The sequence below is a fragment of the Shewanella denitrificans OS217 genome (assembly GCF_000013765.1).
GTDB lineage: Bacteria > Pseudomonadota > Gammaproteobacteria > Enterobacterales > Shewanellaceae > Shewanella > Shewanella denitrificans.
Genome location: NC_007954.1, coordinates 837,760 through 855,754 on the forward strand (window position 1 = coordinate 837,760; position 17,995 = coordinate 855,754).

The 17,995-nt window shown below is 45.0% G+C and carries 14 protein-coding genes and 1 riboswitch; of the genes, 8 read left to right on the forward strand and 6 right to left on the reverse strand.

Going from position 1 to position 17,995, the window contains the following annotated elements; all coding sequences use genetic code 11:
* Nucleotides 1-88: 88 nt before the first annotated feature.
* Entirely contained in the window at nucleotides 89-733 is a 645-nt protein-coding gene (locus tag SDEN_RS03760; protein WP_011495179.1) for a DNA-J related domain-containing protein, read from the reverse strand.
* Between the two features lie 173 nt (nucleotides 734-906).
* On the opposite strand from SDEN_RS03760, the gene SDEN_RS03765 reads away from it, so the two are divergent.
* The 6 genes from SDEN_RS03765 to SDEN_RS03790 all read left to right on the forward strand — a co-directional run bounded on the left by SDEN_RS03765 (nucleotide 907) and on the right by SDEN_RS03790 (nucleotide 8,166).
* Nucleotides 907-1,473: a phosphoribosyltransferase gene (locus SDEN_RS03765; protein WP_011495180.1), complete on the forward strand. Its 567-nt coding sequence runs from the start codon at nucleotides 907-909 to the stop codon at nucleotides 1,471-1,473.
* A gap of 108 nt (nucleotides 1,474-1,581) precedes the next feature.
* Nucleotides 1,582-3,585, forward strand: coding sequence for a peptidase U32 family protein (locus SDEN_RS03770; protein WP_011495181.1), 2,004 nt, complete (start codon nucleotides 1,582-1,584; stop codon nucleotides 3,583-3,585).
* A gap of 116 nt (nucleotides 3,586-3,701) precedes the next feature.
* On the forward strand, nucleotides 3,702-4,025 hold the full coding sequence (locus tag SDEN_RS03775) for a DUF3622 domain-containing protein (protein WP_011495182.1): 324 nt from the start codon (nucleotides 3,702-3,704) through the stop codon (nucleotides 4,023-4,025).
* 209 nt (nucleotides 4,026-4,234) lie between these two features.
* Nucleotides 4,235-4,939, forward strand: coding sequence for a hypothetical protein (locus tag SDEN_RS03780; RefSeq protein ID WP_011495183.1), 705 nt, complete (start codon nucleotides 4,235-4,237; stop codon nucleotides 4,937-4,939).
* 79 nt (nucleotides 4,940-5,018) lie between these two features.
* A riboswitch (cobalamin riboswitch) is annotated at nucleotides 5,019-5,174 on the forward strand.
* A gap of 113 nt (nucleotides 5,175-5,287) precedes the next feature.
* Nucleotides 5,288-7,258, forward strand: coding sequence for a TonB-dependent receptor (locus tag SDEN_RS03785; RefSeq protein WP_011495184.1), 1,971 nt, complete (start codon nucleotides 5,288-5,290; stop codon nucleotides 7,256-7,258).
* A 161-nt stretch (nucleotides 7,259-7,419) separates the two neighbouring features.
* The gene (locus SDEN_RS03790; RefSeq protein WP_011495185.1) at nucleotides 7,420-8,166 is read left to right on the forward strand and encodes an HDOD domain-containing protein; all 747 of its coding nucleotides are present in this window, start codon (nucleotides 7,420-7,422) and stop codon (nucleotides 8,164-8,166) included.
* A 70-nt stretch (nucleotides 8,167-8,236) separates the two neighbouring features.
* Here SDEN_RS03790 and SDEN_RS03795 read toward each other — a convergent pair whose 3' ends face one another.
* Nucleotides 8,237-9,127, reverse strand: a complete 891-nt coding sequence (locus SDEN_RS03795) for a LysR family transcriptional regulator (protein ID WP_011495186.1) — start codon at nucleotides 9,125-9,127, stop codon at nucleotides 8,237-8,239.
* 157 nt (nucleotides 9,128-9,284) lie between these two features.
* On the opposite strand from SDEN_RS03795, the gene metE reads away from it, so the two are divergent.
* Nucleotides 9,285-11,603 carry a 5-methyltetrahydropteroyltriglutamate--homocysteine S-methyltransferase gene (metE, locus tag SDEN_RS03800; protein ID WP_011495187.1) on the forward strand — a complete coding sequence of 773 codons (2,319 nt, stop codon included), beginning with the start codon at nucleotides 9,285-9,287 and terminating at the stop codon, nucleotides 11,601-11,603.
* Between the two features lie 34 nt (nucleotides 11,604-11,637).
* Here the strand turns inward: metE and queG are convergent, their stop codons facing one another.
* Both queG and SDEN_RS03810 read right to left on the reverse strand, forming a co-directional pair.
* Nucleotides 11,638-12,885: a tRNA epoxyqueuosine(34) reductase QueG gene (gene queG, locus SDEN_RS03805; protein ID WP_011495188.1), complete on the reverse strand. Its 1,248-nt coding sequence runs from the start codon at nucleotides 12,883-12,885 to the stop codon at nucleotides 11,638-11,640.
* Nucleotides 12,886-12,915: 30 nt separating this feature from the next.
* Nucleotides 12,916-14,730, reverse strand: coding sequence for a tetratricopeptide repeat-containing diguanylate cyclase (locus SDEN_RS03810; RefSeq protein WP_011495189.1), 1,815 nt, complete (start codon nucleotides 14,728-14,730; stop codon nucleotides 12,916-12,918).
* Between the two features lie 323 nt (nucleotides 14,731-15,053).
* Between SDEN_RS03810 and SDEN_RS03815 the strand changes: the two genes are divergently transcribed.
* Nucleotides 15,054-15,488, forward strand: coding sequence for a DUF3069 domain-containing protein (locus SDEN_RS03815; RefSeq protein ID WP_011495190.1), 435 nt, complete (start codon nucleotides 15,054-15,056; stop codon nucleotides 15,486-15,488).
* Between the two features lie 79 nt (nucleotides 15,489-15,567).
* On the opposite strand, the gene SDEN_RS03820 is transcribed toward SDEN_RS03815, so the two are convergent.
* Both SDEN_RS03820 and SDEN_RS03825 read right to left on the reverse strand, forming a co-directional pair.
* Nucleotides 15,568-17,256: an NAD-dependent malic enzyme gene (locus SDEN_RS03820; RefSeq protein ID WP_011495191.1), complete on the reverse strand. Its 1,689-nt coding sequence runs from the start codon at nucleotides 17,254-17,256 to the stop codon at nucleotides 15,568-15,570.
* A 233-nt stretch (nucleotides 17,257-17,489) separates the two neighbouring features.
* The gene (locus SDEN_RS03825) at nucleotides 17,490-17,954 is read right to left on the reverse strand and encodes a DUF1456 family protein (protein ID WP_011495192.1); all 465 of its coding nucleotides are present in this window, start codon (nucleotides 17,952-17,954) and stop codon (nucleotides 17,490-17,492) included.
* Nucleotides 17,955-17,995: the final 41 nt, after the last annotated feature.

Here is a 17,995-nt window from a genome sequence, read left to right on the forward strand (position 1 = left end):
CTAAGCAATCAAATCAAACGCCAAACCCTTAGGTTTGGCGTTTTTATTTGCAGATGTTTCTGTGGGCTAACTTATTATAAGGGCTAAGTTATGCACTTTCCCTTAAGGTTTGCCAAGCTTCACAGATTTCCCTAAAGCGAGCTGCATCCCCATCTGGCCTGTCTGGGTGCCACTTTAACGCCAGTTTGCGCCATTGTTTGCGTATGTCTCTATCGGTTGCTGTGTCATCGAGCTCAAATACCCTTAAGGCTGAGGTCTTGTGCATCAGTTTGACGTTAAGGCCTATGTATTGCTGGTAACTGGACCAGAAAGACTCCAACATTTGCCGTACCACATTGACGCTGGCATCGTAGTTTTGCCAGTCGAGGTAATATTCCCTTAAGTTGTTGTCGGCAACCAGTTGCTGGTTAATGTCAGCGGGAATGATCCTAAAGATTTGGATTTCCATGGCTCTGACTTGCAGCCACTGATTAGGCAAGAGGATTTCTTGTAATTCATACAAGGCATTCATTAATAGAAAGTTACGCTTAAATAAGTCTTTTTCTGGGGCGGGGTCGAGGTCATGCATCAGGCCTTTGTCTTGTAAGGCGGTCGCAAGGTGATGCACTTTCCAACTTTGGTTAGACGCTTGCAATAGGCTAAGCAGCGGCCAAATAAGGGGGTTTTCGCCTTTGGTTGCCGTGAGCTCGGCCTGGCGGGGTTGAGCCATGAGTGCTGATTTTTCAAAAAGCATAATGTCATCCTTAAGTGGCGATAAAAACTACTATGCCACAGGCTAAGTGGGAGTCAAAGCAGATTTTAATGGGGCGTTTTTTGTCTTTTTTGTGTAATAGGGCAAATTAACAGCAGGCAAGGGATAGCAAATTGGTATAAAATTCGCTGCAATAAAAATAAGGGGCCCTTTCCATGACAGATAAACATTATATTGGCGCACAACAGTTACTCGAAGATTCTTTTAGATTAGCAGCTCAGGTCTATGACAGTGGCTTTAGGCCGCAGTTTATCGTCGGTATTTGGCGTGGCGGTGCGCCTATCGGTATCGCGGTGCAAGAATATTTCGATTTCAAAAAAGTGGAGACCGATCATATTGCCGTACGCACGTCCTCTTATTATGGCATAGGCACAGATAAGCAAGACAAGAACATTAAAGTTCATGGTCTGCATTATATTATCGAGAATGCCAATGCCAGCGATGGCTTGTTGATCGTCGATGACGTCTTCGATTCCGGCCGTAGCATTCATGCGCTTATCGGTAAATTGCAAAAGTTTATGCGCTTAAATACCCCAACCGACATCCGTATTGCTTGTCCTTACTACAAGCCAAAGAATACAGCTGTGCCATTAAAACCTGATTATTTCATCCATGAGTCAGAAGAGTGGTTGGTGTTCCCCCATGAAGTTTCCGGCCTTGACCCTAAAGAGATCGCTGAAGGAAAAGGTGATTTTAAAAATATTCAGCATTTATTTATATAAGCCAGCACTGAATTGATAAAGTTTTGCTAAAATCTGAATTCTAAACCGTGCGCCAGCAGTAGTGTTGGCGCACTTTTTTGTTTTTACTAAGCGGTAGTGATAATAATTATGCCATCGGTTGAAATTTTTACGCCAACTAAGATAACTCAAACCCCAGTTGACCCTAAGGGGACCGCCGCTGTTAGTGCAAACAGGCTTGCCAGCGCGACCAATGCAGCAACCCTGCCTAAGCGTCAATTAGAGCTGTTAGCCCCCGCTAAAAATGCTGATTACGGTATTGAAGCCATACGTCACGGCGCCGATGCGGTTTATATCGGCGGGCCAGCTTTTGGCGCCCGACACAACGCTGGTAACAGTGTCGAAGATATCAAACGGTTGACGGCATTCGCTCACAGCTATCACGCTCAAGTGTTTGTTGCCCTCAATACCATCTTGATGGATAGCGAGATAGATAAGGCTCAAGCATTGATTTGGGACTTGTACCATGCCGGTGTCGATGCCTTGATCATCCAAGACATGGGCGTATTGCAACTCGAACTACCCCCCATTGCCTTGCATGCCAGTACTCAAATGGATAACCGAACCCCAGAGAAAGCGATATTTTTAGAGCAGGTGGGGTTTTCTCAGGTGGTATTAGCCCGTGAGCTTAATATTCCGCAAATTCGTGATATTGCCGCTAGCACTAAGATGAAGCTTGAATTTTTCATCCATGGCGCTCTGTGCGTGAGTTATTCAGGCTTATGCAACTTAAGCCATGCCTATTCAAATCGCAGTGCAAACCGCGGTGAATGCTCACAGATGTGTCGTCTGCCATGCAATCTTACTACCCGCGATGGCGACGTGTTGGCTGAAAACCAGCATTTGTTGTCTTTAAAAGATAATAACCAGACAGATAACTTAGAAGCCTTGATTGATGCGGGCGTGAGCTCATTTAAAATTGAAGGCCGTTTAAAAGACATTACCTACCTTAAAAACGTCACCGCACACTATCGCCAGCAGCTGGATGCCATTATCGCCAAGCGTGACGATCTTGAGTCTATCTCTCACGGCAGTTGTGAATTTAACTTCAACCCAGATCCCGATAAAAGCTTTAATCGCGGTAAAACCGACTACTTTGTGAATGAGCGTACCGAAGCCATCGAGCATTTTAGCTCGCCTAAATTTATCGGTGAGAAAGTGGGCCGCATTACTAAAGTGGGCAAAGACTCTGTCACTGTGGATACCAGCGAAAGCGGTAAAGATATCCAGTTTAATAATGGCGACGGCTTGTGTTTCTTCGTTGAGCAGTTCGAAAAACAAAGGTTATCCGATGATAAATTATCAGGTCTTAGGGTGAACCGCGCCGAAGGAAATATTCTGCATTTAACTGAGGTGCCGAAAGATTTAAAAGTGGGCGTGGTGCTGTACCGTAATTTTGATCATAAATTTGAAGCGACATTAAACAAAGAATCGGCTAAGCGTAAAATTAGTGTCGATATGCAGTTGTTTGATACCGATAGCGGCGTTGGCCTTAGCATGAGTGATATGCATGGTCATAGTGTCACTGTGACGCTCGCGTGTGCAAAGGAAGCGGCAAATGATCAAGCCAAAGCCGCTGAAAATATTAACAAGCAGCTGGGGAAACTTGGCAGCAGTGATTTTGTGCTCAATAAACTTAACCTTAAATTGACACAGATGTGGTTCTTGCCAGCTTCTGCGCTCAATGAGCTGCGCCGTGATGCCATTGAGGCGCTGATGACTGTGCGTCTCGAGTCATATCAACGTCCAGAGCGTTGGCAGCATGACAAAAGTGCACGCTTCCCGCAAAAAGCATTAAGCTTCTTATCCAATGTGGCCAATGAGAAAGCCAAGTCTTTTTATGAGCAGCATGGGGTGATCCAGATTGAAGACACCTACGAAAAGAACAAGGTTTTACATGATGCACCTTTAATGGTGACTAAGCATTGCCTGAGATACAGTTTTAATCTTTGTCCTAAGGAAGTTGAAGGCATCAAGGCCGACCCCATGTTTTTAGACGTAGGTAAAGATAAGCTTAAGCTAGTGTTTGACTGCCAAAAATGCGAAATGATGATCGTTGGCACCAATCAGCAGGTCAAGCAAGTGAATCAATAATTAAATCTTAAGGCAGTGCCGTGAATCACTGCCCTTAATAATCAATTTAACGTAAACTAGCCGGAGTTTGTGTTTGAGTATGCTACTCGAACGGCTAAATAACTAATGAGTAGAATATGAGCAAAAGTAAGAAGTATGATTTTCGGGTTAGCCAGCTAGATAATGGTTGGAAAACCGAGATTACTCGCCGCATGACGTCCACAAAAACCGTCGTATCTAAGAGCCATGATGGTTTTGCCACCGAAGCCGAAGCGGCAGCCTGGGGCGAATTGGAACTGAAAGGTTACTTGTCGGCACAAATGGAACGCAATAAGCGTAAAACTGAAAAGCACTTAAAGGCTAAATCATTAGCCGCTGCCATTGCTGCAGAGTCTGCAGTGGATGAAGAGTTTTCTGAGAGTGACTCAGAAGACGACTTAGACGATGAAGAGTTAGGTTAATTTAGCCAATAAGCAATACTTTTTATGTTTTCCCTATCGTTAACGTATTGTTGAACAAAGATATTATGATTTAATCTTTGTTACCGTAGGGATCTGCCCTTATCAGGATGGTAAGGGCTAGCCGTCCACGGTGATTTATCACTGAAAGATAAAGTTATCTGGCCTGTGGACGGTTTCAACACATTTCCAATTACAAGGATGAATTTGGTATGAAATGGTGTATTTTCTTTGTTTCCGCAGTATTCATAATAGGCATAGCCTATTTATTCCCCAATAACCTAGTGTTTGCGACGCTTATTGATAGCCATGATAGTGCTGTTGTTGATCGTCAATATATTGATGATGTTCAGGTTTCTGAACAAAATTTAATAAATAGCGTCGATATTTTTAGCAATACCTTGCAGTTTACTTTACCCCCAAATTGGCAACTGGCCTTTAGCAGCAGCGAGAAGAGTATGACCACCTCTGAGTTTATATCTAACCAGAGTAGCTTGGGGAAATGGTCTGAAATGATCTGTGTTCAAGGCTTTAAGAGAATGGGGCGCCACGCTAGTCCAGACGTTTTTTTCAATGAAGTGGTAAGCGCTTATAAGCGAAATTGCCAAGGAGAACTCATTTATCAGCCGTTAGGTGATACTCAGTTTGGCGAGCAAGCCGCTTATCATGCATTATTGGGTTGCAGCAGTTTGCCAGACTTACACCAATCGACAGCAGATCATGTATCGCTTAAAACTCAATTACGAGGTGAGATGGGCTATTTTGCTGTGGTGAGTTTGGATGATGATTTGATGATGCTGCATAAATCCATACGAGGCGTCGGTTTTAGCTCGCAGAGCGTCCCCCTCACGAAAGCTAATTATCTGAATTTCATTGCACATCTAAAGCCTAAAATTTTACTGTCGAATCATGAATAATCTGATATTTAAACACTTTTTATCCCCTAAAGCTCACAGAGAAGATATACTCGGCGCCTTTATTGAGTTTGATTCAATAATCTAGTCAACCTTTCGTGGTGCCTTTGGCCTTTGGGCCGAGGATAATCGGGAAACCAGTGAAAATCTGGCGCTGCCCCCGCAACGGTGAATATCCTATTTTGGCACTGCCTGAATGGATCAAGCCCGGAGACCGGCCCTAAAGGTGATTTCGATGATTTCGGTGGGCAGATCTCGAAATGTATTCCTCAAGTCTGAACACCCGTGTTTTAGATTTATGCTTGGATTACGACGCTTTGCCCCATTTTTCCTTGCAGGAGTTAAAGGTAAATGGGTACTAAACCAACAAAAATTTCATTATCCCTGACGGCCATTCTTGGCCTCTCTACGCTGGCTTCACCGCTTTATGCCGCGCCCGTGAGTGAGCAGGGTGTCAAACTTGATGACACTATGACTGTTATAGGTCGCAGTGACAAATCCACATTAAGCATAGCCGCTAATGTCACAGTGCTTGATGCTAGCGACATTGAAACCAGTGGCGCCACCAATTTGGTGCAGCTATTGCGCAGCCGCAGTGGCATACAAGTGACTGACAGTAATTCAGGCGCCGTGTTTGCTATGCGTGGCTTTAATGCCGAACAAGCGGCTAATAATACCTTAGTGTTGATCGATGGACGCCGTCTTAACAATATTGATATCGCCGCCCCAAGCTTAGATGCCATTGCGCTTAATCAAATTGAGCGGATTGAGATTTTGTCTGGCAGTGCCGGTGTGCTCTATGGCGATCAAGCTGTGGGCGGGGTGATTAATATTATCACTAAGTCTTCTGAGCATACCCGCGCTGGCTTACAAGTCTCGGCAGGGAGTTTTGATACCACTGAATACCAAGGTGATGTCGCAGGCGCGATTAATGAGCAGTGGCGTTATGTGGCGGCGGCCAATTATAAAGAGTCTGATAATTATCGCGATCACAATGAAAGCGAAACAGGTTCGGTTTTTGGCCGATTAGATTATCAGTCTGCAGAGACGCACTTTTATTCAGAAGTGAGTTATTATGATAACGATCGCCAGTTGACCGGCGGATTAAGCCAAGCTGAGTTTAACGCCAATCCAAGGAGAGCACCTTTAACCAGTGTTGATGACTATCAGCATGAAATCGCCACGGCTGTGCGCAGCGGTTATCATCAACAAGCCTCAGAAAACTGGGTGCTGGGCGGTGATATGAGCTACACAGATTCAAATACCCATTATACTAATTTTGGTTTTGCAGGTGATAACAAGCGTAATCAATTGAGCGTAATGCCAAAAGCTGTGGCGACTTTCTCTACCTCAAAGGGGAGTTTAGACCTAGTGACGGGGATTGATTATCACTTAAGTGAGTCTGAATTTAGTTGGGGTCGCAGCAATACTCAGACCCAGCAAGCGGCCTATGTGCAAGCGACAGTGCCACTAGCCACCAGCCTGAGCTATGTTGTTGGCGGCCGCTATGCAAAGGCAGAAGATGAACTCGTCGATGGCAGTGCATATCCTAATGGTGCCGAGCTTGATCAAGATGCTAAGGCCTTTGAGCTTGGGCTTAATTACCGCCCTTATGCATCCCAACGGTTATATGTGCGCGCTGAAGATAACTTCCGCTTTGCTAAAGTGGATGAGCAAGCTTACACCTCAGCAGGTGTGATCGGGCTTAAGCCACAAACGGGTCGCTCCTATGAGGCGGGTTGGGATTTGATACTTGCAAGTCACGTTGTGAAACTTAGCTTGTATCGCCTTAGCCTTGAAGATGAAATCGTGTTCGATCCTAGTGCGCCAAAGCCAAATGGCGGCTTCTTTGACGGAGCTAACGTGAATGCCGATGCATCACGCCGCTATGGCGCGAGCGCCAATTGGGATTGGCAGCTGATGACGGATTTAGCTTGGGGCGTTGAGTATCATTATGTTGATGCGCAGTTCACTCAAGGTGCAAACAAGGATAAGGCACTGTCATGGGTAGCTTCGCACAGCGGCAGAAGTTACTTAAGTTATGACATAAACGATGAATGGCAGTTCTATACCGAAGCAAGTTATACCGGAAAACGCTATTTAGGTGGCGATAATGGTAATCTTGAGCCAGAATTAGACAGTTATTTATTGACCAATATGGCACTACATTATCGCAAGGCTATGTGGTCAGCGAGTGTAAGGTTAGATAATCTCTTTGATGAAGAGTATGCCAGTGCTGGTTTTTATAGCGCATGGGGCAGCCACGGTTTTTATTCTGGTGATGGACGCAGCATTCGCTTAACCGCGGGTTATCGCTTCTAAGCATTTCACTTGTTTGAATAAATACTGAAATGGAAACCAGGCGTGTCTTGCCTGGTTTTTTTATTTTCAGCTTATTTACCCAGACAGCTTGACCTTATGTGTATAAATGTGGGTATATTAGCGGCGTATTTTGGTCTTTTATTAAAAGGTAACAAGAGGTTATGACATATCTTGAGCAGCAAGTATTTACTCAAGTCAGAGCCATTATTGGCAACGAAGAGCAGGTCATTGGGCGTCGTGGCATACTTGTCCCTCTTAAAAAAGCCCTGATCAACGAAGCCGATATCAGAGTCATTATCGATACAGTTTCGACAGATCCTGCCCTTGCAGCACATTTACTTTGGCGCAGCAATACAGCTCAAGCTGCCGGTACTATGAATACCAAGAACCGCAGCATAAAAGATGCGCTTATCCGTTTAGGCCAAGTGAACATCTATCGTTATGCATTTTCTTTTTATCTCAAGGAACGTCTGGATGCTTTAGATGAGCCCTATAAAAAGTTAGTTCAAGGTTATTGGAAGCTCACCGAAGCCATTGCCGTCGATGCGTTAGAGTTTTTACGGGAAGAGCTTGAACAAGGCACTGCGCCAAATGTTGACGCGGATGAAGTGCAGACCTTGGCGTTATTTAGTGTGTTTGGGCAAATCATCACACTCACGGCTTTCGCTTTTTTAAATGCCGACTCAGAAAAAGCCATTTCAATCGGTGTGATTAAATCCATCATAGAACATCAGCAACAGACGCTGTCCATTGAGGCTTTTGAAGCATTAGGCCTAGATGAAGAGTTACGTAATGAGTTTATGGTAGCGCACAATTTACGCCAAACTCACAATCCTGATTCTCCAGGCTTATTATTACGGCGGGTCTTGTCAGCCAAAGGGCTACTCATTAATCCCATGCACATATAACTCATTCACTGACGTTATTTAAGTTATTCAAGGGCTAATGGCCCTTGAAAATATCCTCTTTTTACCCTTTTTACCCTTTCTGCCCTTGTAGGGTAACTTGTTCCAGCCAAGCCTTGATTAAGTGAGCTTTATTAGTATCTTGACGATAGGCGCCGAACAAGGGGCGCTTAAGTCCATCAACCCCTAAATTAAGCGTGGCCAACTCTAAACCATAAGCCTCCTTTAAAGACCAGCTCGGCAGTGCCGCTATGCCTTCATTACAGGCGACGCGTTGTAATAGGGTACTGGTCAAGTCGCACTGCTTTTGCGGCCCAGGGCTTATGCCTGCAGGTGCTAAGAAATGCTTGTAAATATCGAGTCTTGCTAGCGGAACTGGGTAGGATATCAAGTTAATGCCAGCAAGCTGCGCCGGCGTAACATGGCCCTCCTTGGCTAAGGGATTATCAACAGATACCACTAACTTCATTTCAAAATCAAACAAGTGCTGATAGGCAATATTATGGCCAGGAACTGGATCTGAGGTTAACACCAGATCTAAAGCGCCGGTTTCAAGTGCATGAATGGAATCGAATAAATGCCGAGTAGATAAATCAATCTGCGCATCATAGACCTGTTCTTTAAAGCGCTCTATCACAGGCATTAACCAGCGAAAACAACTATGGCACTCTATCCCTAAGGCTAAATTGTGCTCATCACCATTTAACCCCTGTTTTAGTGAGTACTCAGTGGCTAGCACTTGAGGCAGTATTTTCTCGGCTAAGTGCAGCAGGCGTGCACCTTCATGGGTAAAAGTGAGTGGCTTGCTTTTACGCACGAAAATCGATGAGTTAATGCGGGTTTCCAATTCTTTTATCTGGTGAGATAAAGCCGATTGGGTGACAAAACGCTTTTTCGCTGCTGCTGCCAGACTGCCACTTTCTTTAAGGGCCATCAGGGTGCGAAGGTGTCTTAATTCTATCATTTGCGCTCCACATGAGTTTCACTCATCTTGCTGCTGAATTTATTTCCATTGCCTGAACTGAGACTAACACAATAAACTTCTAGACGTCCAGACGCCTGATTTATTTATTTTCAGTGCGTTTCAATTAAGGTTAAGCATGATGTCAGGAGTATTGAGCATGAAGATTGCAAATTTAGGATTTCCAAGAATAGGCCGTCAGCGCGAATTGAAGTTCGCTTTAGAGAAATATTGGCGCGGTGAGCTAACTCAGGCAGAATTGGTTCAAGTGGCTGATGAGCTTAAGCGTACACATTGGCAGTGGCAGGCCGATGCCGGGGTTGAGCTGATCCCTGTGGGGGATTTTGCCTATTACGATCAGGTGCTCACCTTAAGCGCGACCTTAAATGCGCTGCCTGCACGCCATAGGGAAAAAGACAGCCAAGGCAATTTATTGCCTATTTGCCTAGATACTTTATTCCGGGTTGCCCGTGGCCGTGCACCGAGCGGCCATCAGGCTTGCGCCGCCGAAATGACCAAATATTTCAATACTAACTACCACTACCAAGTGCCAGAGCTTTATGAAGGCCAGCAATTCTCTATTGGCTTTGAGCAAATTTTTGATGAGGTGACGCAGGCGCAGCAACTGGGGCATCAAGTGAAGCCAGTGCTGCTTGGGCCTGTAAGTTATCTGCATTTATCCAAGACCCTTTCAAGTTTTGATAAGTTGAGCCTTTTACCCAGCCTAGTGAAAACCTATGCTGAAATTTTGCAGCGTTTTGCTGCTCAAGGCGTCACTTGGGTGCAGCTGGATGAGCCGGTATTGGGGCTTGATTTATCCCCCCAATGGCAACAAGCGGTCCAGTGGAGTTATGCAGAACTGAATAAAGAGCTTAATTCCGAACAAAATGGTAGTAAAGGCAATAAAATTAATCTGTTGCTTGCAAGTTACTACGCTTCTATTGCCCACAATCAAGCTTGGGTGAGTGAATTGCCGGTAGCGGGATTGCACATAGACTTAGTCACAGCGCCAGAGCAATTATCCCTATTCGCCAGCAAGCTTAAGCAGGACCAAGTATTGTCTCTTGGGGTAATCAATGGCAGAAATGTGTGGGCGGCAGATTTACCCGCCATCAGCACATCCCTTGCAAAGCTTGTGACTGAGCTCGAAGACAGGGCTTGGCTAGCGCCTTCGTGTTCTTTACTCCATACGCCTGTGACCTTAGAGACTGAAACTAAGCTAGCCCCAGAACTTAAAGCCCAGCTGGCATTTGCTAAGGAAAAGCTGCAAGAACTTAAGGATTTACGGGTGTTGCTCCTAGGTGAAAATAGTGGTCGTATCGATGATTTAATCACTGCTAACTTAAGCCTTAGAAAACTAAAAGCTCAAGCTGAAGATAAAGCGGTAACAGCACGAGTAGCGGCATTAACCAAAGGCGACAGTGAAAGAAATCTTGCTTATGGCGAGCGCATAAAACTGCAAAGGGCGAGTTTGAAACTGCCGTTACTGCCCACCACGAGTATTGGCTCTTTCCCACAAACGCCAGCTATTCGTGGCCTGAGAAGTCGCTGGCGTAAGGGTGAAATTACTGAGTCCGCGTATCAAGATCAAATTCGTCAAGTGACTCAAGACAGTATTAAACGACAGCTCGATATCGGTATCGATGTGTTGGTACATGGCGAAGCTGAGCGAAATGACATGGTGGAGTATTTTGGCGAGCAGTTGGCAGGTTTTGCCTTCACTGAATTTGCTTGGGTGCAAAGTTATGGCTCGCGCTGCGTTAAGCCGCCACTTATTTATGCCGATGTGTCGCGGCCAACGCCTATGACAGTGGATATCACCAGTTATGCCCAAAGCCTAACCTCAAAACCCGTTAAAGGCATGCTGACAGGCCCTGTGACTATCTTGCATTGGTCATTCGCCAGAGAAGATATTAGCCGTGAAATGATTGCAAAGCAGATAGCCTTGGCTATTCGTGATGAAGTGGTCGATCTTGAGCGGGCGGGGATCCGTATTATTCAAATCGATGAGCCTGCGTTTCGTGAAGGCTTACCAATTAAAGCTTCAGACTGGGATGACTATTTAGCCTGGGCTGTTAATGCATTTAGGCTGAGTGCATCAGGGGTCAAAGACAGTACTCAAATTCACACTCATATGTGTTATAGCGAGTTTAACGAGACAATTGCCGCCATTGCTGCCATGGATGCTGACGTTATCACCATAGAAACTTCGCGCTCCCATATGGATTTACTGGATGCTTTTGAGGATTTTCATTACCCCAATGATATTGGCCCAGGTGTGTATGATATTCATTCGCCCAACACACCTACTGAGGATGAAATAGTGGCGCTTATCAACAAAGCGGCGACAAAAATACCCGTGAAGCAATTGTGGGTCAATCCAGATTGTGGTCTTAAGACGCGCACTTGGGATGAAGTGGAGCCGGCCCTTAAAAATATGGTCGCCGCGACCAAAACTCTGAGGCGCAGCCTAGCTTGATTTATGAATCAAAAGTGGTGAAATCAACGAAGCACTAGGCGTCCCTTGGCAGGCCTTTTTCTACGCTGCGAACCACCCGGGCAGTTTTACGCTGGGCGGGTGTTTCTCTTGCGGGTTCGAATTGCACGGCTTGCTGGACTTTAGCCTGTTGCTGCACTTTAGTTTGTTGCTGCACTTTTGCTTGTTGCTGCGCTAGGGCCCAGTTTATGTGCTCCAGCACCATGTCATCGACTTCATCGGATGCTTTTCTTGCACTGAGCGCTTCAATAATATTTGGGTTAGCTGGCGCGTTGCCTAAGGCGATGGCAATGTTTCTAAGCCAACGTTTATGGCCGATGCGGCGAATGGCGCTGCCTTCGGTAAGAGATAAGAAGGTTTTCTCACTCCAATTAAATAAGGTCAATAATTCAGGCTGCAGAATTTGCTGGCGAATATGAAAATCATGCTCTTGAGTCAATGGAGCTTGGGCATTAATCGGGCAGACTAATTGGCAATCATCGCAACCATAAATACGGTTGCCCATTAAGGGGCGAAACTCTTCAGGAATCGCTCCTTGAAGCTCAATGGTGAGGTAAGAAATACAGCGTCTGCCGTCCACCACATAGGGCTCAACAATGGCGCCAGTGGGGCAAGATTTAATACAGGCCACACAGGTATTACAGCCATCACTGATGGGGATGTCTAGGGGCAGTGGCAGGTTGATAAAAAGCTCGCCTAAGAAAAACCAACTGCCGGCGTTGTGGTTAAGGATTAAGGAATGTTTGCCCGTCCAGCCAATGCCTGCTTTTTCGGCTAAGGGGCGCTCCATCACAGGCGCCGAGTCCACAAAAGGGCGGGAATCAGTGGCACCAAAGCCTTGCTCTTGGCAATAGGCTTCAATTTTATCGCCCAGTTTTTTGATCCGTTGGCGCATCAATTTGTGGTAATCGCGGCCGCCAGCATAACGGGAGATATAACCCAGAGTAGGGTCGATGAGGTTCGTAGCAAAACCCGCGCTGGGGGGTAAATAGTCCATACGTAGGCTGACAACCCTTTTAGTGCCTTGATGAAGTTCATGGGGGCGGGCACGCATCATGCCGTGATTGGCCATGTAACCCATCTCACCATGGTAACCCTTGTCTAACCAGTCTTGGAGCTTAGCCTCTTCTTCACTGAGATCGGTATCCGTTATGCCCACCTGAGCAAAGCCCAATTCTTGTCCCCATTGTTTAATGTACCTAGCTAACTGGCTAAGTGCAGTGGGAGAGATTGTGGCTAAGGTTTGAGATTCGTTGCTGGACATAAGGCTATAGATTAATGAAAGACTTAAGCATTATACCTGCCTAACACAGTTGCGTCCTGCAGATTTGGCCGAATATAACCCTTGATCGGCCTTAAGCAGCAACTGGGCTAAAGACGTTTCGTTGGTTAAACTCGTGACACCAGCACTGATGGTTTGAGGCGTGTCTGGCGTCAAGTGTTGCCACTGGGCCTGGGCGACACTAGTGACAATACGCTCAGCGATTTCTAAGGCTTGTTCCTTATTGGCGTTAGGCAGAACCACAAGAAATTCCTCTCCACCGACACGACCTATGATGTCACTCTTGCGCATCAGGTTAGTGCAAATACCAGCCATAGTGATCAGGACTTTATCTCCCACATCGTGGCCCCATTGATCGTTAACCCGTTTGAAATGGTCTATATCAAATGAAATTATCGCAAATGGAATTCTGTGTTTGATGGCGTGTTTTAGGCTGGTGTTTGCTTTGGCATAACAATGCCTGCGATTGGCGAGTTTGGTGAGCTCATCGGTAAGGGCGAGTTGCTTAAAGCGCACCTTACGTTTTAGCTGCACATAAGCGAACACTGACACTATCAATAAGATCAGACCCACTAATACGATAATGATGTTCTGCAGAGACTCATTGCGGGTCAATGCTTGGAGTGTTATTTCTTTTTGTTTTTGTTTTTCAATTAGTAAGCTGTTTTCTTTTTCGATTTTATTCACGTCAAAGCGGGTGCGCATCTCGGTGGTGCGCATCGACATACTGCTTTTATCTTGTTCAAGATGCAGCTCGGTATAATGACTGAGTGCAAGGTAAGCTTGCTGCCACTGATTTAAGTCTGCCAGAACCAATGCTCGCTGATTATAGAGCTCGATTAACCCTCTGTGATTATTACTTATTTTAAACGCCGGTTCTGCTAATGCTAAGTGTTCTAACGCTTTTTGTGGTTCATTCTTGATTAAATAGGCTTGTGAAAAATGTAAATGCATAAAGCTAAAGGCATTATCTTCTTCAATCTTAAGGTATTCTTTTGCTGTTAATAGGTAAGATAGAGCCTCATCCACCCGACCTAACTTAATTAGGTTGCCCGCTAAATGGACCGAGATTATATGCTGGAATAGTGGGTTATTCTTGTTCTTCCAATATTGATAACTGCTTTGGTATTTCTCCAGTGCCTGGCTGTGTTGTTCTAGCTCTTCCAAGGCAAAAGCAATCTGCAAATTGGTATCCATGGCTTCATCTGGATTGTGGTTATCTAAATAAGACTGTTCTAGCTTTAGTAAATAGCTTAATGCACCCTGAGGGTCCCCCAGACGGCGATAACTGGTGGCAAGCTGATGTAAGTTGTTATTAGCCCAATAGGTGAGATTAAGATTTTCATAGAGATGTTGTGCAGTGATCAGATCTTCAAGGGCGGTGGCAAACTCGCCTTGAAAGGACAGCATTGAGCCTCTAAGACTTAAGGCGTCGGCAATTAATTTTGGATTTTCAAGTTGATAAGCTTCTTTTACGCCTTTGTTATAATCCACAAGAGCGGCATCGAATAACTTGGTTTCTTGTAAATAAAATCCCTTACAGAGCAGCAATTCTAGATGAGTATCCGACGGCGCTTCGCTTGCGTAAATCGATTCTTGCTCTATGGCAAATTTGACTGCGAGGTTTTTTTTCGCCTCATTGTCACTGTCTTGATTCCAACACTTGAGGGTAAGCAGTTTTTTCTGCCGCTTTATGTCATCCGCAGGGATGAGATTTTCAAGCTCCATTAAATAGCCGCCAATCTCTTGGGTTGTGGCACTGCCACCATCATCTAAGATTTTAAACAGGGCATCGACTCTGTCATCACTTTGCCATGCAAAGCACATGCTGCAGAAAAATAGTAAGCAAAGGCAGAGTGAAACAATGGTTTTGTAAGATTTTTTTACCAATATAAACTCTCAATCAATGGCGACGCACTAAGTATAGTTAGGGATTAAATTTTTGTAGCTAATACGATAACTTGGATAAATTAAAGGATGAAAATAGCTATTTTTAGTTGGGCGGTTCACGTTAGCATGAGTCACAAATGGCAGCTAATAAGTAAAGCATCTAGCTTAGGTGTCTTTGCATTTTGCATTCTTGCGAGGTATAAATGCAGCCCATTTAGTTCGTGCAGCACCTGTCTGCGTATGTGTATAAGAGAATCCTCATGAATCAAGTTAGCTCAGAATACCAAGCCGTTGCCAAAAACATCGCCTTTAATGTTGCCAATAAAGTCTTACCTATGGCGAAACTACCTGAAACCTTGGCGCAGGCTTATGATGGGCTATTTAACGAGTTAATCGAAGATAGGGCAGGGTTATTTACTCGAAGCTGGGATGCCTTACCAGCCAGTGCGCAAAAGCTGATGCCTAAAGCTGAGTTTCATGGCTTTTATATCGCTAATGCCTGGATGCAGCTTAGTCGCGTGGCGCAAGAAATTGCCGACAGTGCTGAAAATGAAGAAGAGATGAATAACAATGAGTACGATGGCGTGTTTGGTCGCTTGGCTGAGCAATCATTAAAAGAGTGCTTACGTAAGCTTAAAAAAGCCCGCACCGAACGTTCTATGCTCAATAGTTTTAAGCAAGTGATGGCGCCATAACTATTTAGACAGCAAGAAGATTGAAATAAAAATCCCAGCATTGGCTGGGATTTTTTTAAGCAAATGAAGCTAGCTGAAATTAGAATGAAGTACGCTTATAACGGCGATACTTAGGTTCCCAAAAGTTTTTCTCGATAGACTTATTCAATAGCTCATCAGTCAGTGGTAGTGCCAGGCCTTGAGCCATCGCCACTTTAGCAACCGCAAAGGCGATATACTTGCTGACTTTTTGAATATCATCGAGTTTAGGCAATAGAGAACCTGTTCTCGTTGTTCCAAGGGGAGAGCACTCGGCCAAGGCACGACTGGATGCCATTAACATCTCATCAGACACGCGTTTAGCACGACAAGCCAATACCCCTAGGCCAATACCTGGGAAAATGAAACTGTTGTTGCACTGGGCAATCTCAAAGGTTTCATCACCAATGGTCACAGGCTCAAACGGGCTACCAGTGGCAACCAGTGCTTGGCCATTGGTCCAATTAAGCACGTCTTCAGGTGTGGCTTCCACACGACTGGTAGGATTTGATAACGGGAACACTATCGGCCGTGGGCAATGTAAATGCATGGCGCGGATCACGGCTTCAGTGAATTGACCCGGTGAGCCAGAGACACCTATCAATACGGTAGGCTTAGCATTATTGATAACATTTAGCAGTGACACGCTATCGCCTTCAATGTGCCATTGACTAACCGTCGCACTACTTTGGGCAAGTTTTTGTTGGAATGGCAATAAGTTAGCTGTGTTATCTTGCAGTAGCCCTAAGCGGTCAACCATGAAGACTTGTGAGCGGGCTTGTGCTTCACTAATCCCTTCAGAGATCATCTGCGCCACGATTGCTTCGGCAATGCCGCAACCTGCGCTACCGGCACCTAAGAATACCACTCTTTGTTTACTGAGCTGGGTATTTGCCGCTTTACTCGCGGCTAATAATGAACCCACAGTCACGGCAGCCGTGCCTTGTATGTCATCATTGAAACAGCAGTACTGATCCTTATAACGCTCCAACAATGGCATGGCATTGCGTTGAGCAAAGTCTTCAAATTGGATTAACACATCAGGCCATCTGCGATGCACAGCTTCCATAAAGGCTTCAACAAAGTCGGCGTAATCTTGGCCTTCTATGCGGCGGTGACGCCAGCCCATGTACATAGGGTCATCCAATAACTCTTGGTTATCTGTACCTACGTCTAAGGTAATAGGCAAGGTATAGGCAGGGCTTATGCCGCCACAGCTGGTATACAGGGACAGTTTACCAATCGGGATCCCCATGCCGCCAATGCCTTGATCCCCAAGACCTAAAATACGTTCGCCATCGGTGACAACTATGACTTTTACCTTGTGGCGAGTCGAATTGTTTAGAATGTCGTCGATTCTGTCTTTATTGGAATAGGAGATAAACAGACCACGGTTACGGCGATAGTTTTTAGAGAAACGCTCACAAGCCAGACCCACGGTTGGGGTATAGATGATAGGCATCATTTCGGTGATATTGTTACGCACCAATCGATAGAATAAGGTCTCGTTAGTATCTTGAATGTTTCTTAGATAGATATGCTTATCGAGATCGTTACTGAAATTACTGAACTGGGCATAGGCACGGGCCGCTTGCTCTTCAATGGTTTCAATAACATAAGGAAGTAACCCTTCAAGATTAAAGAAAATGCGCTCTTCTTCACTAAAAGCGCTGCCTTTGTTGATCAAGGGAGCTTCGAGGATTGCCGGACCTGCAAAAGGAAGATAGAGAGGGCGTTTAGTATCGTCCATAGATAACCTTTTATGATGATTCACAATTTAACATTTGTTAATCAGCTAAGATTATCACGTCTTAAAAACTTTGTGGTCTGTTAAGTGTGGCTTTTCAACGTTTTTAAGCTTGCCGAGGCTCTATAGATTCTTTTGGATGATATTAACGCAGAAAAAGTGCTGAATTAGATAGCAAAACGCACCGAGAACGGTGCGTTAAATATGGCTAATCAACAGAAGTCACCCCCTAGGGATTACACGCCTCTGTGTTTTATCGATAACCCTTTAATAAAGTTACGCAGCACTTGGTCGCCACAGGCTTTATAGTTTTTATGATCAGGGCTTCTGAACAGCGCGCCTAATTCTGATTTTGACATAGCAAAGTCAGCCGAGGCTAATGACGCTATTATATCTTCCTCACGAAGTTCAAGTGCAACTCGCAGTTTTTTGAAGATCAAGTTATTCGTCAGTTGTTTAAGAGGCGTCGGGATCTCAGCGCCTGGCTTAAGACCACGATTCTCTATGATTAATCCATCCAAAAACTGACACATTAAGCTGTCGTTACAGGCTTGATAGCCTTCCTCTTCTTCCTTCTTTAACAGAGCAATAATTTGCTCGGTAGATATTTCCACTTTAGCTTTGGCGAAAATAGCGATCATCTTGGCATTTGAATAATCAAACACAAAACGAACGCGACGAAGAATATCATTGTTAATCATAGGTTTCTCTGGCGCATGGGCGCAATCAATTTATAGAGTTA

Bases quoted from the DNA above. Each gene is read 5' to 3' on its own strand.
- SDEN_RS03770 (WP_011495181.1), top strand. From the start codon at position 1,582: ATGCCATCGGTTGAAATTTTTACGCCAACTAAGATAACTCAAACCCCA.
- SDEN_RS03775 (WP_011495182.1), top strand. From the start codon at position 3,702: ATGAGCAAAAGTAAGAAGTATGATTTTCGGGTTAGCCAGCTAGATAAT.
- metE (WP_011495187.1), top strand. From the start codon at position 9,285: ATGAAGATTGCAAATTTAGGATTTCCAAGAATAGGCCGTCAGCGCGAA.
- SDEN_RS03780 (WP_011495183.1), top strand. From the start codon at position 4,235: ATGAAATGGTGTATTTTCTTTGTTTCCGCAGTATTCATAATAGGCATA.
- SDEN_RS03760 (WP_011495179.1), bottom strand. From the start codon at position 733: ATGCTTTTTGAAAAATCAGCACTCATGGCTCAACCCCGCCAGGCCGAG.
- SDEN_RS03785 (WP_011495184.1), top strand. From the start codon at position 5,288: ATGGGTACTAAACCAACAAAAATTTCATTATCCCTGACGGCCATTCTT.
- SDEN_RS03825 (WP_011495192.1), bottom strand. From the start codon at position 17,954: ATGATTAACAATGATATTCTTCGTCGCGTTCGTTTTGTGTTTGATTAT.
- SDEN_RS03810 (WP_011495189.1), bottom strand. From the start codon at position 14,730: ATGTGCTTTGCATGGCAAAGTGATGACAGAGTCGATGCCCTGTTTAAA.
- SDEN_RS03765 (WP_011495180.1), top strand. From the start codon at position 907: ATGACAGATAAACATTATATTGGCGCACAACAGTTACTCGAAGATTCT.
- SDEN_RS03795 (WP_011495186.1), bottom strand. From the start codon at position 9,127: ATGATAGAATTAAGACACCTTCGCACCCTGATGGCCCTTAAAGAAAGT.
- queG (WP_011495188.1), bottom strand. From the start codon at position 12,885: ATGTCCAGCAACGAATCTCAAACCTTAGCCACAATCTCTCCCACTGCA.
- SDEN_RS03815 (WP_011495190.1), top strand. From the start codon at position 15,054: ATGAATCAAGTTAGCTCAGAATACCAAGCCGTTGCCAAAAACATCGCC.
- SDEN_RS03820 (WP_011495191.1), bottom strand. From the start codon at position 17,256: ATGGACGATACTAAACGCCCTCTCTATCTTCCTTTTGCAGGTCCGGCA.
- SDEN_RS03790 (WP_011495185.1), top strand. From the start codon at position 7,420: ATGACATATCTTGAGCAGCAAGTATTTACTCAAGTCAGAGCCATTATT.